General features: G+C 62.9%; 18 protein-coding genes and 1 other RNA gene. 17 read left to right on the top strand and 2 right to left on the bottom strand.

The window, feature by feature from the left end:
* Window positions 1-32 precede the first annotated feature (32 nt).
* Window positions 33-129, bottom strand: an RNA gene (gene ffs, locus ACQY4T_RS03660) — signal recognition particle sRNA small type.
* A 174-nt stretch (window positions 130-303) separates the two neighbouring features.
* On the opposite strand from ffs, the gene ACQY4T_RS03655 reads away from it, so the two are divergent.
* The 17 genes from ACQY4T_RS03655 to ACQY4T_RS03575 all read left to right on the top strand — a co-directional run bounded on the left by ACQY4T_RS03655 (window position 304) and on the right by ACQY4T_RS03575 (window position 21,847).
* Window positions 304-1,536: an NAD(P)/FAD-dependent oxidoreductase gene (locus ACQY4T_RS03655; RefSeq protein ID WP_428537826.1), complete on the top strand. Its 1,233-nt coding sequence runs from the start codon at window positions 304-306 to the stop codon at window positions 1,534-1,536.
* A gap of 24 nt (window positions 1,537-1,560) precedes the next feature.
* On the top strand, window positions 1,561-1,887 hold the full coding sequence (locus ACQY4T_RS03650; protein WP_428537823.1) for a 2Fe-2S iron-sulfur cluster-binding protein: 327 nt from the start codon (window positions 1,561-1,563) through the stop codon (window positions 1,885-1,887).
* A 77-nt stretch (window positions 1,888-1,964) separates the two neighbouring features.
* Window positions 1,965-3,221, top strand: a complete 1,257-nt coding sequence (locus tag ACQY4T_RS03645) for a cytochrome P450 (protein WP_428537820.1) — start codon at window positions 1,965-1,967, stop codon at window positions 3,219-3,221.
* Between the two features lie 137 nt (window positions 3,222-3,358).
* The gene (locus ACQY4T_RS03640) at window positions 3,359-4,468 is read left to right on the top strand and encodes an alpha/beta fold hydrolase (RefSeq protein WP_428537817.1); all 1,110 of its coding nucleotides are present in this window, start codon (window positions 3,359-3,361) and stop codon (window positions 4,466-4,468) included.
* A gap of 525 nt (window positions 4,469-4,993) precedes the next feature.
* Window positions 4,994-6,553, top strand: coding sequence for an exopolysaccharide biosynthesis polyprenyl glycosylphosphotransferase (locus ACQY4T_RS03635; RefSeq protein ID WP_428537814.1), 1,560 nt, complete (start codon window positions 4,994-4,996; stop codon window positions 6,551-6,553).
* 92 nt (window positions 6,554-6,645) lie between these two features.
* On the top strand, window positions 6,646-7,380 hold the full coding sequence (locus ACQY4T_RS03630; RefSeq protein ID WP_428537811.1) for a hypothetical protein: 735 nt from the start codon (window positions 6,646-6,648) through the stop codon (window positions 7,378-7,380).
* Between the two features lies 1 nt (window position 7,381).
* Window positions 7,382-8,785 (top strand): glucosamine inositolphosphorylceramide transferase family protein, encoded by a 1,404-nt coding sequence (locus tag ACQY4T_RS03625; RefSeq protein ID WP_428537808.1) that lies wholly within the window; start codon window positions 7,382-7,384, stop codon window positions 8,783-8,785.
* A 2-nt stretch (window positions 8,786-8,787) separates the two neighbouring features.
* Window positions 8,788-10,005, top strand: a complete 1,218-nt coding sequence (locus tag ACQY4T_RS03620; protein ID WP_428537805.1) for a glycosyltransferase — start codon at window positions 8,788-8,790, stop codon at window positions 10,003-10,005.
* A complete protein-coding gene (locus ACQY4T_RS03615; RefSeq protein ID WP_428537802.1) occupies window positions 10,002-10,757 on the top strand; it encodes a WecB/TagA/CpsF family glycosyltransferase in 756 nt (251 codons plus the stop codon). Before ACQY4T_RS03620 ends, ACQY4T_RS03615 begins: the two co-directional genes overlap by 4 nt.
* Before the next feature lie 124 nt (window positions 10,758-10,881).
* Window positions 10,882-12,408, top strand: a complete 1,527-nt coding sequence (locus ACQY4T_RS03610; protein ID WP_428537799.1) for a GumC family protein — start codon at window positions 10,882-10,884, stop codon at window positions 12,406-12,408.
* 213 nt (window positions 12,409-12,621) lie between these two features.
* A complete protein-coding gene (locus ACQY4T_RS03605; protein WP_428537796.1) occupies window positions 12,622-13,590 on the top strand; it encodes an NAD-dependent epimerase/dehydratase family protein in 969 nt (322 codons plus the stop codon).
* Complete coding sequence (locus tag ACQY4T_RS03600; protein WP_428537793.1) at window positions 13,587-14,735, top strand: glycosyltransferase family 4 protein; 1,149 nt, start codon at window positions 13,587-13,589, stop codon at window positions 14,733-14,735. Before ACQY4T_RS03605 ends, ACQY4T_RS03600 begins: the two co-directional genes overlap by 4 nt.
* Window positions 14,719-16,425 (top strand): FAD-dependent oxidoreductase, encoded by a 1,707-nt coding sequence (locus tag ACQY4T_RS03595; protein WP_428537790.1) that lies wholly within the window; start codon window positions 14,719-14,721, stop codon window positions 16,423-16,425. Before ACQY4T_RS03600 ends, ACQY4T_RS03595 begins: the two co-directional genes overlap by 17 nt.
* 1 nt (window position 16,426) lies before the next feature.
* On the top strand, window positions 16,427-17,443 hold the full coding sequence (locus ACQY4T_RS03590) for a sterol desaturase family protein (RefSeq protein WP_428537787.1): 1,017 nt from the start codon (window positions 16,427-16,429) through the stop codon (window positions 17,441-17,443).
* Window positions 17,440-18,564 carry a GNAT family N-acetyltransferase gene (locus tag ACQY4T_RS03585; RefSeq protein WP_428537784.1) on the top strand — a complete coding sequence of 375 codons (1,125 nt, stop codon included), beginning with the start codon at window positions 17,440-17,442 and terminating at the stop codon, window positions 18,562-18,564. The genes ACQY4T_RS03590 and ACQY4T_RS03585 overlap by 4 nt, the downstream gene beginning before the upstream one ends.
* A gap of 421 nt (window positions 18,565-18,985) precedes the next feature.
* On the top strand, window positions 18,986-20,320 hold the full coding sequence (locus ACQY4T_RS03580) for an ATP-grasp domain-containing protein (RefSeq protein ID WP_428537781.1): 1,335 nt from the start codon (window positions 18,986-18,988) through the stop codon (window positions 20,318-20,320).
* A 189-nt stretch (window positions 20,321-20,509) separates the two neighbouring features.
* Window positions 20,510-21,847: an AAA family ATPase gene (locus ACQY4T_RS03575; RefSeq protein ID WP_428537778.1), complete on the top strand. Its 1,338-nt coding sequence runs from the start codon at window positions 20,510-20,512 to the stop codon at window positions 21,845-21,847.
* A 64-nt stretch (window positions 21,848-21,911) separates the two neighbouring features.
* Here the strand turns inward: ACQY4T_RS03575 and ACQY4T_RS03570 are convergent, their stop codons facing one another.
* The gene (locus tag ACQY4T_RS03570; protein ID WP_428537775.1) at window positions 21,912-22,325 is read right to left on the bottom strand and encodes a DUF3830 family protein; all 414 of its coding nucleotides are present in this window, start codon (window positions 22,323-22,325) and stop codon (window positions 21,912-21,914) included.
* Window positions 22,326-22,330 lie beyond the last annotated feature (5 nt).

The raw sequence follows: 22,330 nt of genomic DNA, 5'->3' as shown, positions 1-22,330 counted from the left end.
CCTGACGGCCGGCGGAAGCGGCGAGGGGGTAAGTGGGAGACCGACAAACGACCCGAGCGGTGACCCGTTGCGGCTGCTTCCTTCCGGACCTGACCGGGTTGGCGAGGCGCCCGTCCACCGCCGATCTCCCGCCCGGAGATTACCACGCTTCAGGGGGGTGGCGGCAAGGGTAGCAAATCTTGGGGCTCTCGGCCGGGAATGGCGGCGGCCATTTGGTCGTCTTCGAGTAAGAACCAGAATATCCGGCGGCTTGCCGAGGACGCCAGCCGCTGCTCCTATCCGTTGAAACGACGGAGAATATCGGTGACGCAGGACAGCCGCCACATCGTCATCGCCGGCGCCGGTCACGCCGGCGGATCGGCCGCCGCCATGCTGCGCCAGCTTGGCTGGCAAGGGGCGATTACGCTGATCGGCGAAGAGCCGATACCGCCGTATCAGCGTCCGCCGCTGTCGAAGGCCTGGTTGAAGGGTGAAGCGACAGCCGAGAGCCTGGCGCTACGACCGGCGGCGTTCTACCCCGGCGCGACGATCGGTTTGCGGCTGGCGACGCGGGTGAGTGCGATCGACCGAGCGGGCAAGACTGTGGCGCTGTCGGATGGGGGAACATTGCGTTACGACGTGCTGATCCTGGCGCTTGGCGCGCGGGCGCGGCGGCTGGTTTTGCCGGGGGTCGAACTGGACGGCGTGCTGGAACTGCGTTCGGCGGCGGATGCCGACCGGTTGAAGGCGGCGCTGCATCCTGGCGTTCGGCTGGCGGTGATCGGCGGCGGGTATATCGGCCTGGAAGCCGCTGCCTCGGCACGGTCGCTAGGCGCGGAGGTGATCATCATCGAGCGCGAAAGCCGGTTGCTGGCGCGTGTCGCCTGCCCGATCCTGTCGGAGTTCTTCCGGGGTTTTCACCGCGGCCGGGGCGTGACGGTCGAGCTGGACGCCGAGGTTGCCGGGCTGCAGGGCACGGCGAGGCGGATCAGCGGCGTGCGGCTGGGCGATGGCCGGCTGATCGGTTGCGACGTGGCGCTGATCGGCGTCGGCGCGGTGGCGAACGACGACCTGGCGCGCGCAGCCGGGCTGACCTGCCATAACGGCATCGCGGTGGACCTGGCGGCGCGGACCGACGATCCGGCGATCTTCGCCATCGGCGACTGCACCAGCCGGCCGCTGCCGCTGTATGATAGGTTGGGGCGTCTGGAGAGCGTGCCGAACGCGCTGGAGCAGGCCAAGCAGGCGGCGGCGATGATCTGCGGCAAGCCGGCACCGACGCCGGAGGTGCCGTGGTTCTGGTCCGATCAGTATGACCTTCGGTTGCAGATCGCCGGCTTGCCGTTCGACTGCACCGAGATCGCGGTGCGCGGCGATGTCGAGGCCGCCAAGTTCGCGCTGTTTCATCTGACCGCGGACGGCACCGTGCAGGCGGTGGAGGCGGTCAACGCCTCGACCGAATTCATGGGTGGGCGCCGGATCATCGCGCGGCGCAAACGGCTGGCTCGCAAGCGGATCGAAGATATGTCAATATCGATGCAGGAACTCGCGGCCTAACGCGGCGCCAGCAGGGAAACTCAGATGCCCAAGATCACCTATATTGAACACGACGGGACAGAACACCCGATCAAGGTGGCGGTCGGCCGATCGGTGATGCAGGGGGCGGTGGACAACAACGTGCCCGGCATCGACGCCGACTGTGGGGGGGAGTGCGCATGCGCCACCTGCCACGTTTATATCGACGCCGCCTGGCTGGACCGCATCGGGCGGCCTGAGCCGGGGTCACAGGAGGCCAGCATGTTAAGCTTCGCCGCGGTCACCCAGCCGGATTCCCGACTGTCCTGCCAGCTTCAGGTCAGCGACGCGTTGGACGGGCTGGTGGTGCGGATGCCGGAAGGCCAGCATTAGAGGCTGACCGAAGCGCGCTAGCGCTTGCGGCGCGGGCGGCTGACGGAGATGAGACGATAACAAGGAGGCTCGTTGCGATGAATGCCCCGATCCATTTCGACCCTGCTTCGGATGCCCTGACGACACCGCTTGACCAGATCGATGTCAGTGATCCGCGGCTGTATCAGGACGACGTCTACTATCCGTATTTCGAGCGCTTGCGGCGTGAGGATCCCGTGCATTGGCGAGCTAACGGCAAGTATGGCTCGTTCTGGTCGGTGACCAGGTTCAAGGACATCATGGCAGTCGAAACCCATCCCGAGATCTATTCGTCCGAGGCCCGGCTGGGCGGCATCAGCATCACCGACCGGCCGATGGAATTCCGGCGGTCCAGCTTCATCTCGATGGATCCGCCGCGGCACGACGAGCAGCGCAAGGTGGTCAGCCCGATCGTCGCGCCAGCCAATCTGAACAACATGGCCGGCATCATCCGAGAGCGAGTATGCACGGTGCTCGACGCGTTGCCGCGCGGCGAAACTTTTGACTGGGTTCGGCGTGTATCGGTCGAGCTGACGACGCTCATGCTGACCACGCTGTTCGACTTCCCGCTGGAGCAACGCGGCAAGCTGACCTACTGGTCGGATTGCGCCACCCAGGACGTCAATGCCGGGGGAGTGGTGGACTCCGAGCAGAAGCGGCTGGAGATCCTGACCGAGGCGCTGCGGACGTTCACCGCGATGTGGCATGAACGAGCGGCGCGGCCGGGTGGCTTCGATCTGATATCGATGCTGGCGCACGGCGAGGCGACGAAGAATCTGGTCAACGATCCGGCGGAGTTCCTGGGAACGCTTACCTTGCTGATCGTCGGCGGCAATGACACGACACGCAACTCAATGAGCGGCGGACTGTGGGCGCTGTGCAAGCATCCCGGCGAGTATCAGAAGCTGCGCGACAATCCTGGGCTGATTCCCAGCATGGTGCCGGAGATCATCCGCTGGCAGTCACCAATCGTGCACATGCGCCGCACAGCGGTGGCGGAGGCCGAACTCGGCGGCAAGCGGATCAAGGCCGGCGACAAGGTGGTGATGTGGTATGTCTCGGGCAATCGTGACGAGGACTCAATCGATAGACCGAACGAATTCTTCATTGACCGGACGCGACCACGGCATCACCTGTCGTTCGGCTTTGGGATCCATCGTTGCGTCGGCAACCGGTTGGCAGAGATGCAGTTGAGCATCCTGTGGGAAGAAATCATGAAGCGCTTCCCGGTGATCGAGCTGGTTGAGGAGCCGAAGCGGATTTACTCAAACTTCATTCACGGCATTACGGAAATGAAGGTTCGCATTCCGGCCTGACGCGCTGATGGCGAACACGGCCCGATCCGGCGAGGAGTCATAGGGTAATCGCGAGGGGGTGGGCTGTTCAACTCGCAGCCGGTGGGCGGATTTTGTATCTCGCCTATGGTGATAGAGCTGTGAAAGGCGAACCGGACATGATCGATGCGCTGGGGCCGGACGTGCTTCCGTCCGGCATAACTGCTCGTTTTGTCAATGATGTCAATGGTTTGCGGGTGCATTTGTTGGAGGCTGGGCAGCCCGGGCAGCCGTGTGTGCTGTTGCTGCATGGGTTTCCGGAACTAGCCTATTCCTGGCGCAAGGTGATACCGGCGGTCGCGGCGGCCGGGTATCACGTGATCGCGCCGGATCAACGCGGCTGTGGCCGCACCACCGGCTGGGACCAGGACTACGACGGCGACGTGGCGTCTTTCCGGCCGATCAACCTGGTGCGTGACGCGGTCGCCTTGCTGGCGGCGTTGGGGCGCGATTCGGTGGCGACGGTGGTTGGGCACGACTTCGGCGCCTCGGTCGCCGGGTGGTGCGCACTGCTGCGGCCGGACCTGTTCCGCTCCGTGGTTTTGATGAGCGCACCGTTCGGCGGATTGCCCAGCCTGGCGCCGGCGGCAGCGTCCGGATTGCATGCGGCCCTGGCGGGGCTGGAACGTCCACGCAAGCACTATCAGTGGTATTACTCGACGCGTGAGGCCAACTCTGACATGACGCGCAGCCGACAGGGCATGCATGCCTTCCTGCGTGCTTACTACCACCACAAAAGTGCGGATTGGCTCGGCAATCAGCCGTTTCGTCTGGCTTCGGCGACGGCAACTGAATTGGCGCGTATGCCAACCTATTACATCATGGATCTCGACCGGGACATGCCCCGGACGGTTGCCGCGGAGATGCCATCGCCCGAGTCGATCGTCGCTTGTCGATGGCTGCCGGATGCCGAGCTGGCAGTATACAGTGGCGAATACAAACGAACCGGGTTTCAGGGAGGTCTACAGTGGTACCGTTGCCGCACTAAGGGAATCGGAAATGCGGAGCTGCAAGTCTTCATCGGTCGGACTATTGACATTCCATCTTTATTCATCGCTGGGGCGCACGACTGGGGTGTTTATCAGACATTTGATGCGATCGAACGCATGCAGACTAGTGTATGCAGGAAAATGCTAGGTTGCCACTTGCTAAAGGGCGCGGGACATTGGGTGCAACAGGAGGATTCGGTTGGAGTGACGGATTTGTTGATGAAGTTTTTACGCCGATGATTATGGTTCTGAGGCGCCGAGGACTTGGTCGTCGCGTCGCTGGGTTACGAAACGTAGCGGTCGGCGCACTAATTGCGGGTATTGTGAAAACGTTCTACTTGTGGCAATGCATTCCGAATCCGATATAGAATGACGGGATCGCAGACACTTATCGTCAATCGTCACCACTTATGTTGCGTACATATAACCTTTTGACAGAAACTACCGCCAATTGGCATCTTTTTGTGAGGCTTTGTCCGAGTTTCTAAGCATCACAATCGACGGTTCGGTGCAGTTCGAAACGTTTCATCTGATCGTGGTACACGCAGAGTTTGGTTTCGTACGTCGTTGAGGACGCGATACCTTATCGGCTGTCCGGATGGCCGTTCGACCATACTGGACGCGGAAGTGCTGTCTCAGACGAAGGTCAGTCGCAATCTATCACGATACATGCCGGCAGCTATCGGCCCCGGTCACCGCCGTGGGACGGGAGATGCGTGGCAAACCATGGGTGCCATGCATCCAAACAGGAACAGGAACAGGCGGATGCCAGCGATGGCGGAACCGGAAATAGCGATTGGCGTCGTGCTGGGGGACCCCCGCCTGTCGGCGCTCCTTGGCGGGCAGCACAGGTTCGCTCCGCGTCCGCGCTTGGCGACCCTGACGTTCGCCCTGGTCGGGCTTGACGCGGCGGTAACCGCCGGTCTGGCGTTTTTGTGCTACGCCTTGTTCAACCCGGCGCGGCAGCTTGACGCGGCCTCGGTCATCCTTCCGATCGCCTGCCTGACGGCTTGCCTGAGCCTAAGTTTCTTTGAGCGTGGACTGTATGCGGCGGCGGAGATCGTTAGTCATACGGTGCCCTGGCGCAAGATTGTGCTGGCTTGGCTGCAGGCGGTCGCGATCGGCACGCTGGCGACCTTCTGCCTGGCGGTGATCTCGGGCCATGGCAGCCTCGCGCCCGGCTTCGGTCAGATGGATGCCAATCAGATGGGTGCCACGCTGGGGGGCGCCTGGCTGCCGACGTTTCTCGTGCTTGGATTTGCCGGCTTGATCGCGGCCCGACTGGTGCGACTGCGGCTGCACGCGGGTGGCAAGCCGCTGAACCGGACAGTAATCATCGGCGAGCCCGAGCCAATTCACGATCTGTTACAGCGAATGACTGCCGGGGGGCGGCGAAACTTCGATGTGATCGGCATCGTGGATCACGCGGCGAATGGTCTGGGCGGATCCAGCTTGCGCGAGCATATCCTTGGATCGCCGGTGATCGACGACATCGATGCGATGGAGCGGATGATCCGTCGGGATGCGGTTGACACCGTGTTGGTGGCGTTTTCCTGGTCAGCCGCCGAGCAGATGCGGGCGGTGATCCAGCGGATCTCGATGGCGCCAATTGATGTGTATATCTATCCCGGCCTCGACGGCCTTGATCTGCCGCTGCGCCGGGCCGATCGGGCATTCGACCATCTGCCGTTGTTGATGGCCTGCACGCGTCCGATCGGCGGATGGGGTGCGTTCATCAAGCGCGCCGAGGACATTGCGCTCTCGCTGGCGCTGCTGGCGTTTATCTCGCCTGTGATGCTGGCCATCGCCTTGGCGATCAAGCTCACGTCAAAGGGGCCGGTGCTATTTCGCCAGCGCCGACTGGGCTACAATAATCGGCTGATCGAAGTTTTGAAGTTCCGCTCGATGTTCACTCATCTCGCGGACGCCGATGCCAAGCAACAGGCACTGCGCGGCGACAAGAGGGTTACCGCCGTGGGGGCCTGGTTGCGGCGAACCAGCCTGGACGAGATACCGCAGCTCTTGAACGTGCTGCGGGGCGACATGTCACTGGTCGGTCCACGGCCGCATGCCCTGGCCACGACGGCGGGCGGATTGGCGCTGGAAGAAGCGGTTCCGGTCTATCCCTCACGTCATCGTGTAAAGCCCGGCATTACCGGCTGGGCGCAGGTCAATGGTTATCGCGGCGCATTGGACAGCGTCGAGAAGATCGTTCACCGCGTCAATCATGACCTTTACTATATCGAGAACTGGTCGCTGGCGCTCGACCTCAAGATTTTGTGGCGGACCGTGCGGCTGGTTTTTGCCGATGACAATGCGTTTTGATTTCGCATAGCGTCCGGACGGCCTTAGTTTGTCGCTGGCACCAGGCCCGTCATTTCGATTGAAGCCCGAATTTGGATTTGGAGAAGCTTGCCGTGAACAGGTCGCCCAACCCCGAGCTCACGATTCTTCGCAAATCGACGCCGGTCGCGCAACCGCCCGAAGAGCATGCTGTCGCGCCGGTGCGGATCGACATCGGTGCGATATCGCGTCACCACCCCTCATTCGTGCAGCTTTACTATGCGATCGAGGCACGCCGCACCAGCGCGATGCCACTGGTGGTGCAATTCATTTCGCCGACCCCGGCGACCGGGTCCAGCACGGTGGCCTCGGGGTATGCGCGGGTGGCGGCCGACGATTGCGCGCAGCCGGTGCTTTATATCGATTGCAATGCCGGCCGGGCGGCGAAATCGCGGCGTGGCGGAAGCGATCTGCAGGCGCCGTCGCTCTTCGATGCGTTGCGCCGCGGCCTGCCGCTGACCGATGCGATGACTCCGGCGCGCGAGGCAAAGAACCTGCTATGGGCTCGGCTGGGACCCGGCGAGCGTCCACTTCTGGCGCTGGGCGGTGATCGGCTGCAATCGATGCTGGACATGCTGCGGGCGAACCACCCGGTGATCGTGCTGGACACGCCGCCGACCGAAGCGCCGGAATCCGCCGCCATATCGCGGTATTGCGACGGGTCGGTGCTGGTGGTTGCCGCCGGGAAGACCAAGCAGTGGGAAATCGAGAACGCCAAATCGCTGCTGGAGCGTCTTGGCGGTCAGACCGTCGGCGTCGTGCTGAATCGCGAGCGGAGCGTAATGCCGCGCTGGCTAGGCCGGCACTAACATGAAGACGGTTACCAGTCCTGCCGCCCTTTGGGCGGGCGCGACGGTTTGGCCTGGTGGCCACAGATCGCCGTTCGTCGTGGTGCTGGCCGGAATCGAAGGTTCCGAGATTGTTGACGCGGCGCTGAGCGATCCGGCGCTGACCGAAGCAGCCATGCCGCGGCTGGAGCCGGGATGCGCGCCGCCTTGCGACGCGCTGCTGTGGCGATTTGAAACCGCGTCAGGTGCGGCGGTGAACGATCCGGGTGTGCTAGGGCGGCATTGGCACCGCGCGCCGTACGCGGTCACGCTTCGGCTGGTGCAGTATCAACCCGGGTCGGCGGTGGCGGAAATCCTGGACGAGGGCACCCTGGGCACACGCGGCAGCCGGGCCGCGTTCAACTCGGCGATCGATCGGTTAGCGATGCGCTTTGTGCGCGACGCCGCGCTGGGCCGCGGCCGAGGCCCGGCGGGTTCGCCACCGGCTGCCCCGGCCCATGGCCTGCCCGGCTGGCTGGATGCGATGCGTGGTAAGTGGCGCGATCGCCTGATGGCCGAGTGGTGGAGCATTGGCACGTCCACGGTGGCGATGGACCATGTGCTTGGCGGAGGCGGTCTTGGCGACGTCACCTGGTATCGCGCCAAGGCTGGGCATCGTTACCTTGCGGACCCGTTCCCCTGGCCCGGAACCGGTCGTATCCTGTGCGAGGAGATGCCGTTGACCAACGGCGTCGGTCGGATCGTCGCGGTCGCTGAGCAGCAGGGCTCTCTAACGCCACCTAGAGTGGTGCTGGATGATGGCTACCATCATTCCTATCCTTGCACGCTAAGCGATGGCGACAACGTCTATTGCGTGCCGGAGTCCACTGAGCGCGGCGCCACGGTGATCCATCGGCTGGGAGATGACGGGCGGCTGACCGTTTTATGCCAGGTTGCGCCGCATGCTCGGCTGGCTGATCCGACGTTGTTTCGGTGGAACGGACGCTACTGGCTTGGCTGCACCGACCTGGACCTGGGTGGGCACGACAATCTTTGCCTGCTGCACGCCCCCGCAATCACTGGTCCGTGGACCCCGCATGCCAAATGGCCGGTCAAGATCGACGTGCGCGGGGCTCGGCCGGCCGGGATGGTGTTCGAGGTCGCCGGCCGGTTGTTTCGTCCGGGCCAAGACTGCGCTGCGACCTACGGCGCAGCGGTGGCGATCCATGAATTGCTGACGCTCAGCGAAACCGAGTTTCATGAATCGCTTGTCACCGTACTTCGACCGGACCGGTCCGGTCCGTTTCCGCATGGTTTGCATACGCTGGTTCACGATGGCGACCGGTTTTGGTTGGATGGCAAGCGCTTCGTGCTGGATCTGGGCCTGTTCCGACATAAGCTGCTGACTCGGGCATCGCGCGTCGTTTCCAGCGTAGGGATGGACTGACCATGTCCGTATCGGTTACCGCCCCCCCTGCCGCGCGTCGGGCGGATGTATCGGCGCCATCGCGCAACAACGGCACCGCAACCGGACTGTCGGTGGCGATCTATCTGCACGACTTGGCGGGTGGCGGCGTCGAGCGGCAGAGCTTGATCATCGCAGAGGAGTTTCGGCGCCGCGGCGCTGATGTCACTCTAGTGCTGCACCGATTGCGCGGACAGTTGCTGGATCAGGTACCGCCTGGGTTGCGCGTAGTCGACCTGAACAGTTCGCGCACGCTGATGGATGTTCCAGGTCTGGCGCGTTTTCTTCGGGCCAAGAAGCCGGATATCTTGCTGTCCAACGTGGATCTGAACAATGTGGCTGCCTTGCTCGCGAAATGCATCAGCTTCAGCCACACCAAGGTGGTGATCTGCCAGCACAATCCGATCTCGATCAGCTTCGCCGCCGGAGAAAGTCGGTTGTACCGACATATCGCCATGGCCTACCGGGTGCTGTCGCCACTGATCACCCGGGCGGTGGCGGTGTCCGACGGGGTGTCGGCGGAACTGGCGACGTTGGCGCGGTTGCCGAGCGAACTGATCTTGACCATCAATAATCCGGTTGTGGGTCCCGACTTTCAAGGGCGCAGCATGGAGCCCGTCGACCATCCCTGGCTGGGATCGCCGCGCAGCGGGCCAGTGTTTGTCACCGCCGGTCGTCTGGTTCCGCAGAAGGATCATGAGACCATGATCCGGGCGTTGGCGATTCATCGGCGGGAGGTCGACAGTCGGCTGATCATCCTTGGCACCGGTCCGCGACAGGATGAACTCATCGATCTTGTGGCACGGCTAAGTTTGACCCATGTGGTGGATTTCGCCGGGTTTCATAGTAACGCGCTGCCGTTCTTTCGTGAGGCTGATGCGTTCCTGTTGAGCTCCCGTTGTGAGGGGTTCGGTAACGTGGTGGTGGAGGCGCTAGGTTGCGGCGCGCCGGTGATCGCCACAGACTGTGAATACGGACCTCGGGAAATACTGGATGGGGGCCGCTACGGCGTGCTGGTGCAACCGCGCAATCCCGCTGCTCTCGCCGAGGCCATGGATCAGGTTGCCACGTTGCGTGAGCGGTTTCCGGCCGACATGCTGCGCAAACGCGCGGGTGACTTCAGCTACGCAGCGTGTGCCTCACGCTATATGGCGATGTTCAAGGCGCTGGCGCCGAACCGCGCGTGGGCGGCATCGGCATGAACGTCGCGCGCCCCTTCGGCCTGACGCTGAGCACCGAGTCTGCACGCGATATCGTCGGCGCGGCGGTTCGCCAGGCTCCCGCTGACGGGGTGGCGTTGGTGGTGACGCCCAACATTGACCACATCGCAACGATCAGGCGGTCGCCGGCGCTGGCGGAGGCATACAAGAAAGCGGCTTGCATCGTTTGCGATGGCTGGCCGGTGCAACTCTATGCCCGGTTTTGCGGGGTTCCGGCAGCGCGGGTAACCGGCTGCGAGATCACCGCGGAACTGATGCGTTTGGCACCGTATCCGTTTTCCCAGCGCTTGTTCTTCGTGGTCGATAGTGTGACGACCAGTAAGGCGGCCGAAGCCTGGGCCGCTTGCAACGGGGTTGAAAGTCAGGTCGCCGTGCCGCCGTTCGGGTTCGAACGAGACGCCGAATACTGCGTCCGTCTGGCGGAGACTATCCGCGAACACCGCAGCACGATCCTGATCATGGCGGTGGGCGCGCCGCGCAGCGAGGTATTCGTCGATAGCTATCGCGCTTTGCTGCCGCCATGCTGGGCGTTCTGTGTCGGCCAGGCGGTGAAGGTCGAACTCGGACTGGTGCAACGCGCATCGTCCAAGTGGCAGTCTATCGGTCTGGAGTGGCTATGGCGCGTGCTTCAAGAGCCATCCCGGCTGACCAAAAGATACGTAGCCGCATCCGTAGGCTTCGGCTACGCGGTCATCGAGGATCAGTTTCGGATGCTGCGGGAGAGTCGATCATGATCGACCTGGCCGACGATCCTCTGCTTCCGTCTCAATCCTGCGCGAGGGGGCCGACTGCTCCGCGTGGAACCGGCGCCTGGCAAGGCGTCCCGACGTCCCTTCTGAACCTGGCAGGATTTGAACCATGAACGAGACCCTCGCTCTCCCGCCGCGCCTGGTGTTGCGCGACCTGATGCTGACGGCCTTCTCGCAAAAGGCGCGGATCGCGCTGATCTTCTTTTGCATCGTGGCGCTGAGCATCGTGATCGCGGTGCAGATCAAGCCTGATTACAAGGCCAAGTCCAGCCTGCTGGTGCTGATGGGCACCGAGCATGCGTTCCGCCCGGCGGCGGGTCAGTTGACAACGCCAACGGGGGGACCGGATTCGGAAGAGATCCTGCGCACCGAGTCCAACATCCTGACCAGTGACGACCTGCATCGTTCGGTGATCCGCGATATCGGCATCGGCAAGATGTATCCGAAGCTGCTGGAGAAGCCGGGTCCGATCGGGCAATGGATCGTGGATACCAAGCGATTCGTGACCGACTCCCTGGGCCTGACTGAGAAGGCAACCGGCATCGGCCCGAACGATCCGATGGCGATGGCGGTCGAACTGTTCGCTCGCAATCTGACGATCACGGTGGACAAGAAATCCAGCGTGATAACCTTGGAGTTCGCCAATCCTCACAAACAGGTAGCGGCCGATGCACTACGGCTGTTGGAGTCTCAGTATCTCGTACTTAGAGCGAAACTTTATGGCGACGTTCAGGCGCCCATCGTGCAGGTGCAGCAGAACGCGGTGGGCAAGCAACTGTCCGATGCGGATGCGGCGTTGAATTCATTCAAGCAGCAGCACGATATCAGCAACTTCGCCGAGCGGCGGGCCATTCTGCTGCAGCAGCAGGGTGCCCTGGAGACCGCGCTGACCAAGTCGGAAGCCACGATTGCTGAGCAGTCGGCGCGGCTGTCGCAGTTGAATCAAACGCTTGGGACGGTCGCCGGGAGCAGGAAGGGTGCGCCGAACGCGGCGGCGGCGCTGCAAGGGATGGTGCAAGCCTACCAGAAGCGGCAGGAAGATGCGCAGACCCGTTACCGCGGCTCGCCGGCGGTGGATGATGCGCGACGCCAGATGCTGGAGCGGGAGACCGATATTGCTCGTATGCAGGCGACCCAGGCCTACGGCGTGCAGGCCGATCGCAACAAGACCGAGGCTGACCTGCGTGCTAGCCTGGGTGCGCATGATGCGATCGCGGGCCAATTGGCGACCCTGAACAAGCAGGTCACTGCGCTGGATGCCGATGAATCGCAGTTGCATGAGCTGGAGCGCAACCGAGCGATCCTTGAGGACAACTACAAGGCGGTGTCGAAGATCCTCGATGAGCGGCAGACCGTCGAGGCGGTGGAGGCGCATCGTGAATCGTCGGTTCGGGTGATCCAGCCGCCACGGGTGCCGGCCCTGCCGCAGCCGACGCGACGGCTTATTCTGCTGGCCGGGATCGTGATCAGCATGTTGCTGTCGATCGCTTCGGTGCTGGTGTCGCACTTCCTGCGAGCCATCTATCTGCGGCCGGAGGCTCTTGAGATGGATACCGGGCTGACGGTGCTGACTTCGGTGCCGGAGATGCGGGCGATCGGCGGCCCGTCGTCATCGGTGCTGGTCGTGCCTGCCTGAGCTTGTTCGCTGGGACGATCGAGGCTCCGGCCTTGTTCGTCCCGGCGCTATTCGTTCTGTGCGCCCGGTCGATACCAATTGATTGGGCTGGCCTCAGCGCAGCCCCTAAATTGCGCCGTGAGAGCTCGATCATCGGATTAGGCATCCGGGCAGCCGGCACAACGACGCCTGAGGACCAAGCGGCAAGTTTCATTAAACCATCAGCGGATAATCATGCCAGATTCAGTCGATTTTTCGCGCAAGCTGGTGCTAGTCCTCGGGGCATCAGGCTATATCGGATCGCGGGTCGTTGCCGCGCTGTCGGGCAGCCCGATTTATCGGCCAGTGGAGGCCTCTCGGCGGTCGGATCCGGCGGTTGACGCGACCAAGCCGGACAGCTTGCGCAACGCGCTCCGCGGCGCTGACTACGTGGTGAATTGTATTGCCGGCAACAACCAGACAATGCTGCGCACGACCGAAGTGCTGTGCGAGGCGGCGCGGGCTTCGCCGCCGCGGCGGATCGTGCATCTCAGCAGCATGGCGGTATATGGGGCAGCGACCGGAACGGTGCGTGAGGAAAGCGCTCCGGTATCGCCGGTCAGTGGCTACGGCCAGGCCAAGATCGACTGCGAGCGAATGGTGCTGGGCTACGTGCACGACGGCGGTGACGCGGTCGTGCTGCGGCCAAGTTGTGTATTCGGGCCGGCTAGTCCGCAATGGACGACCCGACTGGCCCGCTTGCTGCGGGCGGGCCGGATCGGCGACCTGGGCAGCGCGGGCGACGGGTGGTGCAACCTGGCCTGCGTCGACGATGTCGTGGGCGGGGTGATCGCCGCGCTGGACGCGCCCGATATAGCCGGCGGTGTGTTCAACGTTTCGAGCTCCGCCGAGCTGACATGGAACGAGTTTCTGACCGCCTTCGCCAAGGCGCTGGGGGCAACTCCGGTACGGCGGATCGCGCCCCGGTCGCTTCGGATCGAGACCAAATTGCTGGCGCCGATGCGCCGCATTGCCGGCATGGTGTTGCGCTCGCCGATGACCGAGGCGATTACGCCGTCATTGGCGGCGTTGTGGTCGCAGGATATCCGGATCGATTGTTCGCGGGCGCAGGCCTTGCTGCGGCTGCCGCGAACCCCGGTCGATCGGATGATCGCGGCGGCGGTCCGGCATGAACGCGGGCTGCCGCAGGCAGCATTGTCATGACCGACCGGCGGACGGTTTTCCTGGCGTGCCCTTATGGCCAGATCGGCGGCGGCATGGGCAGCATCATGGCGTATCTCGCCTCGATGCAGCAGGATCCGACCGGTCGTTTCGACTTCAAGCGGCTGGAAACCCGCGGCGGTGGTCATATCGCGCTGTCGCCGCTGTTTTTGGCGCTGGCGGTGGCGCGGATCTGGCTGGAGGCCTCGCGCGGGCGGCTGGCGGTGGTGCACCTGAACCTGGCCGAGCGTGGCAGCGTGTTTCGCAAAGCGGTGCTGCTGGCGGCGACGCGGTTGGTCGGGGGGCGCGTGCTGCTGCATCTGCATGCCGCGCAGATCATGCAGTTCCATGCCGCGATGGGGCGGCCGGGACAGTCCCTGCTACAGTGGATGTTCCGCGGCGCCGATCATTGCGTCGTGCTTGGGGAGGTGTGGCGCCGCTGGGTCATCGATCAGTTCGGAGTGCGGCCGGCCAGGATCAGCATCGTCTATAACGGCGTGCCCGCGACCCTGGCAGCACAGCGCACGGCGTGCGCGGACGCGCCATTCCGCCTGCTGTTCGTCGGCAACTTGCTGGAACGCAAGGGCGTCAAGGACCTGTTGCGATCGTTCGCCGGACCGTCGCTGAAGACCCGCGATATCCGTTTGACGATGGCGGGGGGCGGCCCCGTGGACTTCTATCGTGCGATGTCGGCCGAACTTGGCATTGCTGACCGGGTCTCGTTCAGCGGGTGGGTCAGCCAGGACGACGCCAGGGCGCTGATGGTCGACTCGGACGCGCTGATCTTGCCCGCCTATGATGAGGGATTGCCGCTGGTGATCCTGGAGGCGCTGGCTTCGCGGACCCCGGTTATCTGCACGCCGGTCGGTTCCATACCCGAAGTTCTGCAGGATCGGCACACGGCCTTGTTCGTCACCCCAGGCGATGAGCTTGGTATCGCCGAGGCGATCGCGACGCTGGTCGATCGCCCTGAACTGGGTGCCGAGCTGTCGGCTGCGGGCGCGGCGTTGTACCAGCGATTGTTCACCATGGAAGCCTTCGCGGTGTCCGTTGCGGCGATTTATGCGTCGCTGACCCCGCGCGAGGGCGGCACGAGCCGCTCGGTCTGGCCACCGGTGCAGGAGGTGAGCGATGATTCAGGATGCTGACCAGATAGTGCGCGACACGATTGTGCAGGCCGATATCTGCGTCGTCGGTGGCGGTCCGGCCGGTATCACGCTGGCGATCGAGTTGGCGAAGACCGGCAGCAGCATCGTTTTGCTGGAATCGGGCGATATAGACCAGTCCGACGACGCCCAGGCGCTGAATGCCGGTGAGGTCGTCGATGAGGCGCTGCACAGTCCGCCGGACAAGTATCGGCAACGTCGTCTTGGCGGCGGGACATCGATCTGGGGCGGCCGCTGCGTACCGTTCGATCCGATCGATTTCGAGGTTCGGGACTGGGTGGACCACTCCGGCTGGCCGATCGGCTATGCTGACGTGGCGCAATACTACCCCGCCGCGAACGCGCTTTGTGAGGCGGGCGAATATGAATATGACGCGCGGCTGGCGTCGCCCGGCGGGATGCGGCCGGTGCTGCGCGGCTTTACGCCGCGACACTTCGAGGTCAACGGGATCGAGCGGTTCAGTTGCCCGACCAATTTCGGTGCACGCTATCAGACCAGGCTGCGGGCAGCGGCGAATGTCAGGGTGTTGCTGCGCGCCACGGTGACCCAGCTTCGCGCATCGTCGGATGGAACGGGGATTGAAAGAGTGGATGTCCGCAACAGCAGGGACCATGGCTTTTCGGTGGTGGCAAATCAGTTCGTGCTGGCGATGGGCGGGATTGAGACACCTCGGCTGCTGTTGACCTCGAATGACGTGCATGCAAGCGGCTTGGGCAACGCCAACGATCTGGTGGGGCGGTTTTACATGTGCCACATCGCTGGCACGATCGGCCGCCTGCAGGTGCTTGGGCCGCCGGATTCGGTGTGGCACGGCTATGATATCGCGGCCGACGGCACCTATTGCCGCCGGCGGATATCGTTGCGGGCTGATGTGCAGGCCCAGTATGGATTAGGCAACGCGGTGTTTCGCCTGCATCATCCGCGGATCACCGATCCGGGGCATCGCACCGGACCGTTGTCGGCGATCTATCTGGCGCAGAATTTCATTAGCTACGAATATGCCAAGCGGCTGGTCAGCGATCAGCCGGCGACAGCAGCAGACTGGTTGCGGCATGGGCTGAACGCGGTGACCGACCCTGTCGCGACCTTGCGCTTTCTGGGCCACTGGTTGCGCGATCGGACACTGGCGGAGCGCAAGTTTCCATCGGTCATCATCCGCCCGCGAACCAATCTGTTCAGCCTCGACTTCCATGCCGAGCAGACTCCCAGCCGGGATAGCCGGATCGGCCTGGCTGCGGCGACCGACCGTTTTGGCAATCGCCAAGTGCGGGTTGATTGGCGCTATAGCCGGAAGGATGTCGAGACGGTCGAGCGGTCGTTCGACCTGCTCCGCGAGGACCTTGCCGATCAGGCGATCGGGCGGCTGACGCTGGCGCCGGATGAGACCGATATCGAAACCGTCGTGCGCCGCGATGGGGCTTATGGTGGCCATCATATCGGCACCGCTCGGATGGGGGGCAGTGCGGCCTCGGGCGTGGTCGATGCCAATGCCAAGGTGTTTGGCGTCAACAACCTATATGTAGCCGGAAGTGCGGTGTTCCCAACGTCGAGCCAGGCAAATCCTACCTTGACGATCGTTGCCATGGCGCTGCGCCTGGCGGAACATCTGCGTCGGGCCGACGCTTGGGTTCCATCGCTGGCGACGACCAGAAACTCTGCCATGGTGAACTAGAATGATCGCAGTGGAATCAGACATCCACCGGTTTGCACACCTCGCCTGGCAGCACGTGTCGGGCCAGAACGGCATGCTCCTGCTTTTGCTGTGGGGGACAGTGCTGTTCGCCGCCTTGGTGACCTATGTGCGGGCTACTCCGGAGCGGTGGTCGGTGCGGGATTTCATCCGCCACTTCGTCCCGCCGGGAACCTTCCGCCATCCCTCGGCACGGGCTGACCTGCTGTTCTGGCTGTCGCGGCGAATCTTCATGCCATTGCTGGTGGTGCCATTGGTGATCTCCACCGTGGTCGCCGGGCATTTCGCCTATTGGGTGCTGAGCAGCATCATCGGCGCGCCCAGTCATCCCGCCACACCGGCCGGCCCGCTGACGCTGCTTGGGTTCACCATCAGCATGCTGCTGGCCTACGACCTGTCTTATTACTTGTATCACCGCATGCAGCACAAAATCCCGATCCTGTGGGAACTGCACAAGGTTCACCATTCCGCTCAAGTTATGGTCGGGGTGACCAAGGACCGTGTGCACCCGATCGACGAGATCATGAACCGGTGGTGGGACGGCCTGATCCCCGGCCTGTGTTATGGAGCCTGGCTGTTCTTTGCGCTGGACCCGGTAGAACTGACGGTCTTCGGCATCAACGTCTACGCGCTGCGTAACATCATCCTGATGATGGATTTCGTTCGCCACACCCACTTGAAGCTGTCCTATGGCCGATACCTCAGCGTGGTGCTGCTCAGCCCGCATTATCACCAACTTCACCACAGCATCGCCGAGAAGCATTGGGATAGGAATTTCGGGCTAGGTCTCAGCATCTGGGATCGGCTGTTCGGCACCTTGGTGGTGCCGGAACCTGATGAAGATTTCGTGTTCGGGCTGACGGAAAACGAACATGATGAATATCAATCGCTTTATAAGCTTCATGTCGTTCCGTTGAAGAAGATCGCCGGCCGCTTGCGGCTGTTCGGCCCTCGCCGTGAGACGGTGCGTGCGGACCATCGTGCCGGAGAGACGGTTTGAGTTTTACCACCGAAGTCGTAACAAATGCCGGACGGTTCGCTGCCATACAGCCGGCGTGGCAGCAGCTTTGGGAAAGCTCGGGCGGCCACATCTTCCAAAGTCACGCCTGGATCGCCGGCTGGCTCGGAGGTGTGCATGGACGGCGGGAGATCAAGCTTCAGATCGCGCTGGCCTGGGAAGGCGATCGCCTCGGCGGCGCCATGCCTTGCGCGGTGCACCGCCGCTCCGGGTTGCGTGTGCTGACCTGGGCGGCACAGTTGTTCAGCGACTATTGCGACTGCCTGCTCGATCCGCCCCACGCAAGCGCGGCCATGCCGGTGCTGTGGAGTGCGCTGCGCCGGTTCGGCGGCTTTGATCTCGTCAGCCTGCAACAGATACGGCCTGATGCGAAATGTCGGGAGTTCCTGGACCGGCTTGCCCGCGACGGCAGCCAGTTGCAGCTCGCTGATCGTGAAGAACGTTGCATGCGCATCGAGAATCAGTGGCCGAACGGCGAGGCCTTCTTCCGCTCGCTCAACAAGAAAGGGCGGAATAATCATACCAGGGGAAAGCGCATCCTCAACGAACTCAGCGGTGAGGTGGAATTCCGCTGTATCGAAGAGCTCGACAACAGCGATACCTTGATCGATGAGATCATGCGTCTCAAAGCGCTTTGGCTTCGCGCCAACGATCCGGCGTCACCGCTGCTTGGTGCCGATGGACCAGTCCTGCGCTCGGTTTTGGATCATGCCTGCCGATCTGGGCTGGCTAAGCTGTTCGTCTTGAAGTGTGGCCGCAAGATCGCGGCGGCATCGGTCAATTTCGTCTATGCCGGCCGCATGGAAGCGTACTTCACGGCCTATGATCCGATGTTTGACCGCGCTTCGCCCGGGACGATCCTGATCGTGGAATACGCACGCTGGGCGTTCGATCGGGGTCTGTGCCATGTCGACTTTCTGCGCGGTGAAGAAGCCTTCAAGTTCCGCATGGCCAATGCGGAAACCTTGTTGAGCAGCTTTACCGGTGCGCGCACGCTGATGGGTCAGGTGGCGGTTTCGGGTCATCGCTGGCTGTTGCGACGGCGGCAGCGGCAGGATTCAGTGAGCGACGCGCCTCCTGAAGAGCTGGAGACGGCCGATTAGAGGCTGTGGTAGGTGTGCGGCTTGACTACCCGGGTTTAGTACACGGACTCTCCCGCCTCCCGATCGCTTGACAACGCTGGCAACTGGCTACGGAAGGGCCGGTATTATTTTGGAAAGCCTAAGTATAGTCAGGAGGAATTGACCATCGTCATGCGGCCTCAGCGCGCACGGTTGCGCGTTGCACGGCAGCATCGATCACCGGTAAAGCGCGGGCCGTTGGTCGCGATTTTGTTGAAAAGCCACGCAGTGGTATAGAATCTAACCTCGATGTGAACAGAGTCATCACAAGCAGATCATCGCAGTTGGAAATGCTTTTCTTACCGTTGCGACTGTGGTGTTCTGACGCAAGGGCAACATAAACTCTGATTGCAGAACGGATCTCGCCTTGTCCAGTAACTCACTTGTAAATGATGGCGGAGACATGCGAGATCTTCCAGCGCATTTTACCGCCGACTTCACCGCTCGCGGGTTTGCGCCGGGAGTTATTGCGCCGGTCGCGGATCACGCCGCGTCCGATGGCAAACTGACCGGTGCGCCGCATATCCTTTTGGCGACGACGGGCCAGTTGCCCTCCACCGCGCGTCTGGCGATCGAACTGCATGACGCTGGGGCGCAGGTCAGCCTGATCGGGCCGAGCAATCACCCAGCCAAGACGCTGTCCCTGGTGTCCGATCGACTGATTTATCGCGCGATGGCGCCGCGGTTCAGCCTGGAACGAGCGTTGTTGCGCCTGCGGCCGGATATCGTGATCCCCTGCGACGAACGCACGGTGCGTGACCTGCACGCGATCTGGCGCGACACCCGGCATCCGTCGGTGAAGCGGTTGATCGAAAGGTCCACCGCGCCGGGCGAGAATTTCGCCACCATTACCTCGCGCGCCGCGCTACTTGCCGTTGCGGAACGGCACGGCGTGCGGGTGCCGACGTCAATGCCGTTGCATACGATCGGGGACCTCGACCGTTGGACGGCGGGATACGCGGCGCCGTTCGTGCTGAAGGCTGACGGCAGTTGGGCCGGCTTCGGGGTGCGGATCATCTCGGACGGATCGGCGGCCAAGGACGCCTTTAGGCAGATGACGCGGCGGTCCAGTGGCAGGCTGGCGGTGCGCGAGTCGCTGTTGGAAGGCAATCACTTCGGGATCCGGTCATGGCTGCGGCGGGAACGTCCTGCGATGTCGGCGCAGAGCTATGTCGATGGCTGGCCGGCCAATATCGGGGTTGCCTGTTGGCAGGGTCAGGTGCTGGCAGCGGTGTGTGCCGAGTCGGTGGCGACGTCTTCGGCGACAGGTCCGTCGACGGTCGCGCGTATCATCCACAACACTGAAATGATCGACGCGGCCAAAAGGGTAGTCCGGGCACTCGGGCTGTCCGGGATGATCGGTTTTGACTTCATGATCGAAGCCGCGACTGGTGCGGCCTATCTGATCGAAATGAACCCTCGCAACACTCCGATTTGTGCGTTGCGCTTGGGCGCCGGACGCGATCTTGCCGAGGCCATGGTGGCCGTTCTCGCCGCCAGGCCGGTGCGCGAACGCCCGCCATGCACGAACAAGGACATCGTAGTGTTCTTCCCCGATACCTGGCGTGAAGATCCGGCCAATCACCTTATGAACACCGAGTATCACGACGTTCCTTGGCAGCACCGGGAACTGGTGAGGCTGCTGATGATGCCGGAGAGACGGGAACGATACTGGGTGATGCGGCGGCTACGCCGGGTCTGGTTGAAAATGAATGGGAGCAGTAATAACGGCCATTGAACCGGCTGCTTGTGTTGTTACTCTACCGGCAACACAAGCAGCCGGTCCTGTCAATCGTTCGGCCTCTCAGCTCCAGACTGACCGGACTCACAGTTCGGTGAGTAACTGCTGGCGACTCGCCGCGACACGCATTATGATCCGTCCCCTGTCATATTCGTAGAACGCGACATGCGCCGCTCACCGAACTTGATGAAAACCACCATGGTGGCGGAACGGGCGCCCGCCGCGGCCGGATCCGGTGCGCCGACGAATTATCTCGACCTTTACGGGCTGGCGAAGCCTCCGTTTGGCGGGGCGCCCGACAGCGCGACCTATATCCTGTTCAATTCCCATCGGCGCGTCATCGAAGCGCTGATAGATCACGTCGCCAGCGGCAGCGGTCTGCTCGTGCTGCAAGGGCAGGAAGGCATCGGCAAGACCGAAACGCTGCGCGCCGCCGCGGCCTCGGTCGCCAAACAAACGGATCTGCGAACCGTCGTCGTATCGCGACCGCCAAACGGGCGTATCAGCCTGATGCAATTGGTTTCGGCACTGCAAGGCCGTCCCGGCGCCGAGGGGACATCCAGCGAGGATGCGATCACGCAGTTTCTGGCACCGCCGCGTAAAGCTTTGTTGCTGGACGATGTCGACTTGATGCCAAAAGATTGCGTTCATTTGCTTATATCGTTAGCGCAACGTGTGCCAGGTCAATCGAGCAGTCCAGCGCTCGTAGTGGCCAGTTCGGGCGATGTAACGGCAGCTTCGGAGCGGCCAGACCTCGCAGAGCTTGCCGCCCTGGCACGAAACACGCTTCGCCTGCCGCGGCTCGCGCCGTTCGAAGTGCAGCAATACATTGAGCGATCGCTCTGGATTTCTGGTGGCACGACCCGGCGGCTGATCAACGCTGACGCGATGAAGCTGTTGATCGCGCGATCCGGCGGCGTGCCCGTCGCCATCGGCCGACTGATGGAGGCGGTGCTGATGGCAGGCTTCGCCCGGGGCGATTCGATGATCACGGCCAAGACCGTTGCTTCGGTAACCGGGCCGACCGCGCCGCCGCGGCCCCAGCGCAAACCGATCGAGTTCTCCGCCACTACGGCGCGCGGCGCGCAGTATGCCGCTATCGGACTATTGGTGTTGGGTCTATCAGTTTTTCTCTACACGGGACTTAGGGGCCCAGTCGAACGGCCATCGGCCGCCGTCTCCGCACCACGAGCCCAGCCGCACCCGACTGTCGCCAACACTCCGCCACCACCGGCCGAAAAGCCAGTCGAAACCCTGCCGCCCGCGTTGATGGCTGCATTGATGAAGCGCGGTGACGAGGCGGTTGCCCTGGGCGACGCCGCTGCCGCCAGATTATTGTATCAACGCGCCGCGGACGCGGGCAGCGCTCCGGCGGCCACCGCCTTGGCGAAAACCTACGACCCAAGCTATGCGTCGCCCGGTCAACCGTCCGACCCCGCGCGCGCCTTCGAATGGTATCGTAAAGCCCTCGCGCTTGGGGATCCGCAGGCCGGCACTTTGCTGAACAAGCTCGAAGGCCGCTAGAGCCGGCCCCGGTTTCGGCGCCCATATCTGCGACGTCTCGGTGGACCTCTAGCCCCGCCAATCCTCAGGGGATCTTGAACTCGATCGCCTGAGCGCCCTGCCACAATACCATTTTACCCAGCGCAGCCAGATTTTCGTTTCCCTCGACAACGGTAAGGAAATGATTGCCGGCCAGTTGCCCCATTTTGCTGGCAAACTGTACACCGCCATAGGCGAGCAGGATCTCGGTTTCGGAAATCCCGCCTGGATACAACAGAAACTGTCCCGGCGCCGGGTAGCTGGTGTGGTTCTCGAACCCCAAGCCGAGATCAAGCTCGCCCAGCGGAATCCAGCAACCTTCACCGCTCCACCGTACATGGATGATCCGCTCGCGATAGGGCAGCAGAGAGCGGAACTTAGCGCAGGTCTTCGCTGCACTCTGGTCCTCGAATCGAGCCTTGAAGTTGAACGGGCCGGCGGTGATGTCGATCAGGGTCATGATGG

The sequence above is a fragment of the Rhodopila sp. genome (genome assembly GCF_965277825.1).
GTDB lineage: Bacteria > Pseudomonadota > Alphaproteobacteria > Acetobacterales > Acetobacteraceae > Rhodopila.
Note: the sequence above shows the minus strand (reverse complement) of the source record. Positions and strands in the feature narration are given on the sequence as shown.